Below are 11,942 nucleotides of genomic sequence, written 5' to 3'. Positions count from 1 at the left end.
CGGTTATAAAATTGTTATAAATATTTTGCTTCTGTGGAGCTGTTTTTTTGAGGGTTAGATTTATAGGAGGACCATTTAACATAAAGTCCCGGAGTGACTTCATATTTGTAGAAAACAAAATTCCCAATTTTAGAACACCATCGGGATGGCAATTTTTATATGTGCCATTCCTACGGAATTCAAATGTCGGGGGCGAAATTTTTGTTAAATGGATTAAAATCCATCCCTGCAAAATTGACCGAGCCAAAGGCTCTTTTTCAATAGTTCCGAAGGAACTAATAATATTTATGCAATGGATTAAAATCCATTGCATAAATAATAAACACAAAGTCCCATAGGGACTTCATATTTGTAGAAAAAACGGTATCCACCACATTAGAACCCCATCGGGGTGGTATACATTTTATTAGATGAAATAATAAGGAAGATTCCATAAACAAGGGTATTCATAAGGAATTGTTCGGTGATCACAAAAAAAGGCGTCTAAATTTAGACGCCTTTTTAAAACATATTATTTTAAAGAAAAATTGCACTTCCTTAGTCATTCAGATTTGTTTTTACCTCACTTTTTTTGCCATTAATTTGCAAACTCACATCAAGGATTCCCTTTTCGAAATCATTAGCTTTATTCATCTTTATACTAATTTCCGGCGCTTTATTTCCATCATACGGATAAACTACCGTAATAAAACTTTGTGTTGCAGCATTGGTTTTTGGCTTTTCAAAAACAAAAGCGGGGCGTGCGACTTCTTTTGCATACTGATAAGAAACTTTACCTTCTTCTTCATTTAATGTCACTTTATCAGTATTTAAGGATTGTATCAGAAGATTGTTACCATCTTCATATGTGGTCGTAACGCTATTGTTTGTTGTATTGAAAACAGGTTTACTGTCTTCTTTTAATTGAAAGTGAACTCCTAAGTTTCCGGTAGCTTTTCCAATTGCTTTATCAAGTATTAAAAAGTATTTCTGATCTATAAAAAGAACGGTACGCTGATGATTTAAGTCAGCATAACTTGGATTGGTATAGGTTAAAAGATCTAAATTTTTAGAGGTGCTCCATTTGTTTTCTTTGGCTTTGGTAACGACCATATTCTGATTGTCGAGTGTTAAGGTGCTGTGTACTCTGGTCTGACGGTACCAGTTTCTCATTTTGGTTACCTCAGCATCACCGCTGTAAATATAGCAGCCTGTATCCGGAGTAAAATTTCTTCCGTTTGCCCAAAGTTCAAACGTACCGTTATCCGGTTGTGCGTGGAACTCGGCAGAAGGCCCCGCTTTAACAATCATGACCGTTGATTTTTCATTCCATCCGTTTCTAAAAGTATAGAAACCTCCGTCTGATAAGGCATGAGATTTATAATTGGGTAATTGTCCTTCGGCACCAGCTGTCCCCAAATATTTGAAGAATGCGTTTTCAGAAAACATTTTTGACCAACTTAGAAATTGTTTTATTCTCGCATTTTTATCAAAGGTCCAGGAATCACCAAACATAGGTGTACCGTAATCTGGGAAAGAGATATTGGCCGTTGCGGTAATCATTTTTTCGATTGTTTTGCTGTAGGTTTCAGGAAATTCTTTTGCGACACCCGCCATTTTAGCCGAGTTATAAGCCTTTAAAAAGATTTCGATACAGGCAACATGATATATGGGTGAAAGTTCCCATTGTACGCCGTCGGGGAGCACTTGTAGTTTTATTTCGCGATTGAGTATTTCAATACCACTTTTACGCCATTCTTCTGCCAGTTTAAGTTCGGGGAAAAAAGCCCCTGCACTCAGGACACGCTGTGCTTCAAACAGCAAGTGGTTGCCTTCTTTACTGTAATTTTTAGGAATATAGGCCGTTTGTTTGGAAAAGCTGTTTAGAAATTCTATTAAAAACGCCGGTGTGAAATTTGGCGAAACTACAAACAAGTTGAAGGTTCCGGGAAGGCTTTGTATACGCTCTGATACTTCTAACGGACGCCAGGCAATTTGGTCATTTTCTTTTGAACGTCCTAAATAGTTTTTTTTCTCCCAATCGCGAAACTGAAAAACCCATTCTTTGGCATATTTCTCATCTCCACTGCTTCTGTATGCCATTCCCATTGGCTGCCACCAGGTTACACGATGCAGCTGCCAACGTACTTCATTGTCTTTTACGGGCCAGTAATCCCAGTTAATATCTGTTCCGTAATCAAAATAGCTATAACCTTTGTGAGGTTGAAATTGGTGCAATAAAGCATTATCGGCTTTTAACTGATTGGCTTTTCCGATATCTTTTCCTCTAAATCGGGTTTCATCCCCTACATTAAAATCGGGATTTTTGATGTTTCTTCGCTCGCGGTAATAATTGAGCAATGCTCTGGCTGCTTCATCATATTTACCAGAATTAAAAAGCTGATTTACGTTCTCTAAGCCCGGATAGCGGAGGTTTACAACATCAAAGCTTTCTTTTGTGAGCTGTTTTTCCTGCGCATGAGTAAAATAAACGGTTGTAAATAGCAGCAATATGGTTACTGTTTTTTTTAGGTTTTTCATTAGTATTAAGTTATTGTTTTTTTATTCCAAATTCAGTTTATCGTTTCATTAATTTAACGGTTTTCTTTTGGTTGCCCTGACGTATCTCAGCAAGGTATATTCCGGGACTCCAGTCACTGCCCAGAACAATTGTTTGTCCGTAGTTTGATTTTAGGTTGCAGATGCGTTTTCCCAAAGTGTCGAACACATTTACAAAAATAGTCTGTCCGGGTTCACCTGTAACATTGATTTTAAAATCGGCTTGCGAAGGGTTTGGAGCTACAATTACTGTCAAATCTTTAGCAGCTTGTTCCGCCGGATTATTAATACCCAATGAGGATGATTTTACTAAGTCGGTTTGAATCGTGAGGCCGTTAAGTGTATTAAAAGTAACTTCTGTATTAGCGCCATTGATAGTGGTAGTTATGTTTGAGGCTGGTGCGGCCAATTCCCACTGACCCGCCAACGTTAGTTTTACCGGATCTGTTTGTGCCACTCTGTTTAGAATTGAGTTCTGACTGCTGATCTGACTCCAGGTGTACGTTTCATTGGGAGCCAAAAGACCTAAGTTTGGATTAGTAAGACTGACTTTTAATTTGTTACCGTTGTCTGTTTTTTGAGTCATCACGGCAGCCGGTTTGTTTACGCTTATCACTACATCATAAGTAAATACAATATTCGGAGTAAAAATAACATAACCAAATATGGCGTCCGGGAGGTACTGTACAATATGCGCCTGACTGTTTTGATGGTAAATTTTAAAGTAGGAGGCAAAATTACCCGCCAGTTGCTGCGTAGCGGTCTGCCCGCCCTGTAGTACAACCGCATATTGAAATTTGGCTGAAACCGGAGCAGTACCATGATTGATATAGGCACTAGTAAAGTTACCCGAAGTATTAGCCGTATTGCTGTTGTTGCGGGAGTTTTGCTCCAATCGGTTAATGGTTATCGCATCAGTATTACTTGAATTACCTGGAACAACGTAGCCATTTCCTAAGGCATCTGTTGCCCAAAAGGCTCCTGTTTGGGTAAGTGTATAAGTATTGCCTGTAATGGCCGTACCGTTTACATAAGTTGCTGTTGTTGTATTGGCCAGTGCTGTTTGAAACAAAGTGGTATGAATAGGATAGTTTCCGTTAGTATCTCTGATATTAGAACCCAGACAGAGAATCATATTTTTAAAGAAAAAATTAGACTTTAAAGCGGTCATTCCGGTAGCCGAATTATAATCTTTATAATCCATACCGAAAACACCATTATGGTCTAAAGAACCTACTGCTAGAAATGATTTTCCGTTCATCTCTCTCATATTACCTGTTTCAAGTATGTTTAATGGAAGGTAAGCAACTGTTGTTCCTGGAAGATGCGACCAATCCCAGCCATTTTCGATATAACCGTTTGAGATTCGAGTCACTGGAACTCCGGTGGTCAGTAAATCCATAGCGCCTGCAGAGGTATATCTTCCAAAAACGTTCTCTGTGGCCGAATCTTCGAAATGCCAGATGTGTTTACTGGTTCCTTTGATGCTCGCCTGATAACCATTGTATTTGTGAACGCTCAAACCAGCAAAAGGGAAATTAAACTGTCCTTCTGTTATTTCAGGAAGCGGACTAATTCCTGCATTTAAAGTCTGCAGCAGATCCATCACACCACCTGGCGTATAAACCAGTGTGATTGATAAGGCATTTTGTCTTAGTAAAGCGCTGTTGGCAGTTGCAGAGAGCCCCCAGAGTCTGACGAATTCTCTTCCTGCTTCCAGATTTGCAATCGGATCGGCTACATATAAAAAAGCCAGTGCAGGCCTCAAATCGTTTAGTGCATCAGTGTTGGTAGGAAATCTTCCGGCAAGACCTAAAGGCATTTCAAAACCTTTACTGAATTTACTGTAGGTTAAAATGGCGTTTTTTAGATTGCTTTGTGCTTCGGTATTTAATTCATAAGAAGTGTTTTTCAGCATCATATTCATAATCGAAGACTGATGTAGTGCATCCACACCGTACGAGTTCGAGTAAGCACCTCTGTGATGGTAGGTAATAAAATCAGGTTTAATACAATCATTCCAGCCGTTGCTTATTTTGAGAGCATTGTCGATAAATCGTTTCAGGAAATCCATATCGGTCACTTTTGTGCTCGAAGCGTCATCCTGAGCCAGTACGTAACAAAATCGTTGCTGAATTGAAGAACGGATAATATCGGAATTGAAACCGGGATTGGTGAAATTGAAATTTGGGTAATCAGGAGAAATAAAAGCAGTTAAGGTTTTAAGAGCTCCTAGATGATGGGTAAATTCCCCGGCTGCAACCAGTTCGTCTTTCATCAAAAAAACGGCAGTCGCATATCCTGAGGAGCGCAAACATATCCCGTGACCGCTGGTAATCACTTCTTCGGTGGCAGGAATAGAGAGATAAGCAAAATCAGTAGTACTGCTGATGCCTTTTGCTTTCATATAGTTGAAAAGTGCCAAAATAGAATCTCGCAATGCAGTGCTGTGGTAATCGGGATTAGGGCTGCTGGCCGACCCTTTTAATTGGTACAAAAAGACTAAGCGGATTAGCTTTTGTTCAACCAAAACCTGATAGGAAGTCTGATCGGCACTGACGGTAAAATTCCATGCTGGTCCAGGATTAGCAAAGTCATATGCCGAGAGGTTTTTGGCAGCTATACCATTACTCAGATAACGGCTGTATCTTTCGTTGACCTGTGTTTTAGAATAATCGAGATTCTCGCCCGTGAGCCAGTTTCGATATTTGACTGCAATCTCGTTTACAACATTCAACTGAGCGTACGAGAAGTTAAAAACTAAGGCCATTAGCCCGACGGATAAAAGTACTTTTTTGTGCATAAGAGTGGTTATTAATAGATTAGTGGTTGGTAATTTATTGTGTATTATATTCTTAGCAACTAACCCGCAAAACTTCCGGAAGTTAGAATCGGAGGTTTTGCGGGCTTGAAATGGAGTTATTTGGTTAGGAATTATTTTCGGAAAATATTGCTACAAGTGTTTTTCGGCAAACGGTTAATTGTTTGGGCAATACTTTTTGTATAATTTCTAAATTAAATAACTTCCTATTTTTTTCTTTTCGTAAACGGATTATTGCAATAACGGTTACTTTCAGATTTCAATTTTTTTGAGAGATGCATATCTTTTTAAAGCTTCGAGATAATAGTAATCGGCATAGTCAAGCGGTGTATCAATTTCTGAATTGTATAAAAAGGCACCCACGCTGTGTTTCAGTAAAAAATAATTGTTTTCACCGGGTTTTGCGAGGTAAGTGTCAGATGATAAAGATTTTAAAATGGCTTCGGCATAGTTGGCATATTTTTTTCCATCCTTAACCTGAGTACTTAAATCAAGCAATGCCGAAGCAATTACGGCTGCTGCCGAAGCATCTCTGGGAGCAAGTTCAGCAGTGTCCAGAGCGTTGTGCACATCAAAATCCCAAACCGGTATTTTGTCCTTTGGCATACGCGGATGATTCATAAGGAAAGCGGCAATATTTTCGGCCTGTTGTAAAAATTTCGGGTTTTTGGTATTAGCATAACACATGGTATATCCGTACAATCCCCAAGCCTGACCTCGTGCCCAGGCCGAATCGTCAGTAACGCCCTGATGTGTTCCTTTACGCAATACCTTACCTGTTTTTGGATCGTAATCAACCAAATGATACGAACTGAAATCTTTTCTAAAATGGTTTTTTATGGTGGTCAGAGCATGAGAATTGGCTGCGGTGGCGTATTCCGGTTTGTTAAAAGCGCTGGCACTCCAATACAAATATTCAAGGTTCATCATATTATCGATAATCACAGGGTAATGCAACCACTCGAAATCCCAGGAACGAATGGCTCCTACTGTGGGACTAAAACGGGCATAAAGATTTGCTGCCCCGTCAGCCAGTGCCGGAAGGTAAGTCTTGTCACCGGTAATTCTGTAAGCATTTCCATAAGAACAGTAAAGCATAAAACCTACATCATGTGTGTTTTTTATATTCCGTATAGAATCTAAAGCAAGTGTAAACTTTTTAGCCTCTTCAGCCAAAACTTTATCGCCCGTGAGTTCGTAGCCGTACCACAGACTTCCCGGAAAAAAACCGGTAGTCCAGTCTGTTAAACCGGCTAATCTCACAGTTCCATTTGGATTTACAGAACGCGGATTTTTCCCCGGTTTGTAAGTTTGTGCCGCTTTGTTTAACTGGAAGCGAATGGTTTCGGTTGTTTTTTTAAACCAAACCAAAGAAGGATCTTCTTGTTTGAGATTGGCAAACGTGTTTATGGTAATAGCAGAGATTGCTAGTAATAGGCTTAGTTTTTTTTTCATTGTTTACTCTTTTAGATTTATAATCTGTTTGTTCTAATGCTTTGCTGAAGCGAAGTTAGATTTGAGATTTAAAACCGTCTTTCAGTTTTTATCATAAAACTTTCAAATTTGTGTAAAGAGTCTGTTTTTATAGAATTAATGAAGGTTTCGAGCAGCTCAGTTTAGGAGACTGAGTAAAAATGTGATTTTGAATTTTGTCAAAACCATAAAAAATAGGTTTATAGGTGCTGAAGTAATAGCTACAGATTAAAGGATTAAAATGATTAGCAAAAATCTGCTAACCCGAGGAATAGCGAACAGGCGGAGCAATTTGCGTGAAAAAATGATTCAACACATAGAAACATAGTTTTTTTATAGCTTAAAAAGAATGTCAAAAAGAAATACATTTCTTTCACATAGAGCTATGTCTTTTATTTAAAGTGAAACGTCTTATTTTAAGTTACATTATCTATGTTTCTATGTGTTAGAACAATTATCACAAAAAAAGAATGTGTAACAAATAATCTGCGTGAAAAAATGATGCAACACATAGAAACATAGTTTTTTATAGATTAAAAAGAATGTCAAAAAGAAATACATTTCTTTTACATAGAGCTATGTCTTTTATTTAAAGTGAAACGTCTTAGTTTAAGTTACATCATCTATTTTTCTATGTGTTAAAACAATTATCACAGAAAAGAATGAGCAACAAATAATTTAGCACAACAGGTTACCTAATGGATTAATTACATAATTTTGAAAAGATCTAACTAACACTATCGATTCCTTTGAGTAAAAATGCAATTCCAACTTTGTCTGTTTTAAATATACTTGGCGAGCAAACGTTTGGTATTACCTTGTTTCGGCACAGTGTAAAAGGGCGCAATGAGTTTGAGCAGCCTCATAAACATGATTTCTATCTTGTTTTTATAGTAGAGAATGGTTCAGGATTTCATAGTGTAGATTTTAAACAAACGAAGGTAGCGGATTATCAGATTCATTTTGTAGGGGCCGGACAGGTGCACAATTGGTCACTTGATGTAAATACTAATGGTTTTCAGCTGATGATCTCTCCAGAGATTATGACTGTTTTTTCGAACTTATCGCAGCTGCCATTTTTCGGACAGAGTTCGCCCTTTTGTCTTTCCCTGAACAAAAGCAGTTTTCAGATAATCAAAAACCATCTGAAAGAAATTGAATCAGATTTGCTTAAAGATGATTTACTGACCAAAGAAATAGTGCTGCTGAGATTGCATCTGCTGTTTAAATTATTACAAAAAGATTATGTCCTGCAATTTCCGGATCATGATGTTGCGGCCAAATCAGAAAAAATTATAAAAAAGTTCAAGACACTGATTGAAGATCATTTTACAACAGAATTCTCGGTGAATTTTTATGCCGGTGAGTTGAATGTCACTTCTAATTATCTGAATATTCTCTCCCAAAAATTCCTGAACAAATCGGCTGGCGATGTTATTAAAGAAAGAACCATTCTTGAAGCCAAACGATTGTTGATCAGTACTGATTTGTCGGTAAAAGAAATTGCTTACCAGTTGGGTTTTAATGATAATGGCTACTTTGCCAAAGTATTCAAAAAATATATAGGGAAAACACCAACTGATTTTAAGGAAAATTATAATCTGTACCATTCTTATCATTAATCTTCCTGTTTTAGTTTTAAAAAATTAGGTGAATTTTGCAGTTCACCATTATTTTTGAGGACTAGTTTCTCGGGGATATTCACACTATTAACCAATGAGCGACAATACGATAAATCGAAAACAATTTTTAAGAATGGGAGCTGCAGCAACTGGAGCAGCCTTGTTTTCCGGAATAGGCGGTACTGCAATGGCACATTCTATACAGGAACCGGAGTATATCACAGCCGGTGCGAAGGAATATATTTTAACCAATGTAAGACTGGAAGATGGTTTTGAGTACAATGAAAAAAAAGAAGTAATTGCGACTAAAACGAGTTTGTACAATGTACACATTGCAGATGGGAAAATTAAAAATATTACAACTGCCAAACCTGATGGTAAATTAAAAAGAATAGATGCAAAAGGTCTTTTGATGCTTCCGGGATTGCGTGACATGCACATACATATCGACAAAACCTTTTACGGTGGAAAATGGAATGCTGCTCCCAGAAAAGGATTTACAGTAAAAGACATGATTACTCTGGAGCAAAAAATAATTCCGGAATTGCTTGTTGATTCTCAATATAAAGCGGAGCAGGCTATTCAGCTGATGAAAAGTCAGGGGAGCTATTTTGCGCGCTGTCAGTGTAATATTGATCCTGTGAGCGGATTAAAAAGTCTGGAGCATTTATTGGCAGCTTTGGAGAATAATAAAGACAGTTTTGGATGGGAGATTGTGGCTTTTCCACAACATGGAATTTTATATTCACAATCAGAACCTTTACTGAGAGAAGCTGCAAAAATGGGGATAGATTTTATTGGCGGTCTTGACCCTACAACGGTTGACGGAAATATGGAGAAATCACTTGACAGCATGTTCCAGATCGCAATAGACAATAATAAAGGGATTGATATTCATTTGCACGAATCGCCTCCTTCAGGAAAAGCCGCTATAGAATATATCATCAAAAGAACTGAAGAGAACAAACAATTACAAGGAAAAACATACATCAGTCATGGTTTTGCACTGGCCAGAATGGATCCGAAAGATTTAGAGGGAATAGCCGAAAAGATGGGAGCTCTTGGAATAGGAGTTATTTCGACAGTACCGATCGGAAAAACCATCATGCCCATTCCGACTTTAAAGAAGTATGGCGTGAAACTGATGACGGGAACCGACAGTATTGTAGACCACTGGATGCCTTTTGGAACCTGTGATATGTTGGAAAAAGCAAAATTATGCGCACAGCTTTATGGCTGGACAGATGAGTACAATTTGAGCCGTGCTTTGCATATCGCCACCACAAACGAGGTGTTGCCGCTTAACGATGCAGGTGTACGCGTATGGCCGGCAGCGGGGGATGATGCTCACTTTATTTTGGTAAAAGCAAGCTGCTCAGCCGAAGCAGTAGCCCGCTTACCAAAAAGAGAAGGGGTGTTTTTTAACGGTAAAATGATAGCAGGACAAATGACCGGTTTGTAAAAAAACTTGAAAGCCTATTTCTTACCGTCAATAGGCTGACCAGAACAGATACAGTTGCCTGCGAAAGAATAATGGTTTGGATTTTATATTTAATCTGAATTTCAAACAAAAAAACAATCAGCACAAAATGTACTGATTGTTTTTTTGTTTGAAATCGATTTTGAACTTATGACAGGTGACACCTCATCATAAGGATATAGTGTAATGTTTTTTATATAATATTTACCATTTGATGTACATACTGCCCCATGAGAATCCTGCTCCAAAAGCTGTAATAACAATGTTATCTCCTTTTTTAAAATCTTTTTTGAAATCCCAAAGACATAGCGGAATAGTTGCTGCTGTAGTGTTACCGTATTTTTGAATATTTACTTTAAATTTTTCAATACCAATACCAATTTCTTCACTTACTGCCTGAATGATTCTTAAGTTAGCCTGATGTGGGATTACCCAGTCTATCATATCCGGAGTCAATGAAGCTTTTTCCATTAGCTCTTTAGACGTGCCGCTCATGTTTCTAACAGCATGTTTAAAAACAGTTCTTCCTTCCTGATGTACAAAGTGCTGTTTGTTTTGGATTGTTTCTTCAGTGGTCGATAAAAGAGAACCTCCGGCACGTACAGAAAGGAATTCAGCACCTGTTCCGTCCGTTCTGAAAATGTTCTGTTGTATACCGTGTCCTTCAGTATTGGGCTGTAAAAGTACGGCGCCTGCGCCATCACCAAATAAAATACAGCTGTTTCGATCTTCATAGTTCACGATCGAACTCATTTTATCGGCACCCACCACGATAACATTTTTGTATCTGCCGCTTTCAATAAAACTTGCGCCTACCGAAAGAGCGTACAAAAAGCCACTGCAGGCAGCATTAAGGTCAAATCCCCAGGCATTTTTCAGGCCTGCTTTTTCGCATACCAAACTGGCAGCGGGAGTAAGAATATGATCGGGTGTTGAAGTAGCCAGTATAAGACAATCAACATCCAGCGGATTTATACCATAGTTTTCTACTAAATCTTTAATGGCGAAAGAAGCCATATCTGAGGTCGCCAGTGATGGGTCGTCTAGTATTCGTCTTTCTTTTATGCCTGTTCGTGAAGTGATCCACTCATCTGTAGTATCTATTCTTTTTTCTAAATCTGTATTGCTTAAAACCGTTTCCGGTACATATCCTCCAATAGCAATAATGGAAGCTTTTGTTGTATTCATTGATTTTTTTGTTTCTCTTTTAGTGTTTTTTTTATTTTGACTTTCGGCCCAAAACCTTTCTCCAGTCCATTTTACAAGAGTTTTTCGAAGAATATGTAGTACGAGGGGCATCTTCAATTACAGGGGCGCAATTTAACAATTATAAAGATGCAAAAATCTCGGAATTTGTTAATTTACTTTTAATATTTCTGTTTCACTTCATTATTAATAAAATCAAATGCATTTTTAGACGATTTTATTTCAGTTATTCAATCTCTTAAGAAATAAACCAATCTGAGTTTTTAATTTGTGGTATAATTGAATTTTATAATCTGATAATTAGTGATTTAACAAGATTTATTTTGTTCAGATTACTTTCTTCTTAAAGTTTACGAGACTATAAGTTTTCTGATAATAGTGTACAAGATCTGAAAAGCTTTTCTTTAGTTAATTATTGAGATATAGTCTCATTTATTGTCAAAACTGTAATAAGATTAAATAATTCGTGTTTTTATAAAGATAACTCTATCTTTACGGCCAGATTTTGGTCTATTTTTTCTTGAGAGAAAATAGTTAAAAGGGAATCAGGTGTAAATCCTGAACAGACCCGCTACTGTAAGTTCTATATAAGTCTTTAAACGTTACTAATGCCATTGTCCGCCGCGGCGGATGAGAAGGTTGTTTAAAGATGGAACAAGTCAGGAGACCTGCCATAGTCACATAGTTTAAGACTTTCGTGGAATAAAGTTGAAGAACAATAAACAGACCTGTTATTTTGTAACAGGACTCTATCTTATTGCTTTTTTGATTAATACACCTCGGAGTTTATTTAATCAAATCA

Annotated in this window: 6 protein-coding genes and 1 riboswitch; of the genes, 2 read left to right on the top strand and 4 right to left on the bottom strand. The window is 37.6% G+C overall.

The window, feature by feature from the left end:
• Positions 1 to 537 precede the first annotated feature (537 nt).
• The 3 genes from hepC to AC3IS6_RS21110 form a co-directional block, all read right to left on the bottom strand.
• A complete protein-coding gene (hepC, locus tag AC3IS6_RS21120) occupies positions 538 to 2,520 on the bottom strand; it encodes a heparin-sulfate lyase HepC (protein WP_489162268.1) in 1,983 nt (660 codons plus the stop codon).
• A 37-nt stretch (positions 2,521 to 2,557) separates the two neighbouring features.
• Positions 2,558 to 5,341 (bottom strand): polysaccharide lyase family 8 super-sandwich domain-containing protein, encoded by a 2,784-nt coding sequence (locus AC3IS6_RS21115; protein WP_489162266.1) that lies wholly within the window; start codon positions 5,339 to 5,341, stop codon positions 2,558 to 2,560.
• Between the two features lie 270 nt (positions 5,342 to 5,611).
• Positions 5,612 to 6,814, bottom strand: coding sequence for a glycoside hydrolase family 88 protein (locus tag AC3IS6_RS21110; RefSeq protein WP_489162264.1), 1,203 nt, complete (start codon positions 6,812 to 6,814; stop codon positions 5,612 to 5,614).
• 767 nt (positions 6,815 to 7,581) lie between these two features.
• Between AC3IS6_RS21110 and AC3IS6_RS21105 the strand changes: the two genes are divergently transcribed.
• A complete protein-coding gene (locus tag AC3IS6_RS21105; protein WP_489162262.1) occupies positions 7,582 to 8,454 on the top strand; it encodes an AraC family transcriptional regulator in 873 nt (290 codons plus the stop codon).
• A 94-nt stretch (positions 8,455 to 8,548) separates the two neighbouring features.
• On the top strand, positions 8,549 to 9,916 hold the full coding sequence (locus tag AC3IS6_RS21100; protein ID WP_489162260.1) for an amidohydrolase: 1,368 nt from the start codon (positions 8,549 to 8,551) through the stop codon (positions 9,914 to 9,916).
• Between the two features lie 222 nt (positions 9,917 to 10,138).
• On the opposite strand, the gene AC3IS6_RS21095 is transcribed toward AC3IS6_RS21100, so the two are convergent.
• Positions 10,139 to 11,122, bottom strand: coding sequence for a beta-ketoacyl-ACP synthase III (locus tag AC3IS6_RS21095; protein WP_489162258.1), 984 nt, complete (start codon positions 11,120 to 11,122; stop codon positions 10,139 to 10,141).
• A 507-nt stretch (positions 11,123 to 11,629) separates the two neighbouring features.
• Positions 11,630 to 11,830: riboswitch (cobalamin riboswitch) on the top strand.
• Positions 11,831 to 11,942 lie beyond the last annotated feature (112 nt).

The organism is Flavobacterium sp. KH_035, from assembly GCF_057839565.1.
Note: the sequence above shows the minus strand (reverse complement) of the source record. Positions and strands in the feature narration are given on the sequence as shown.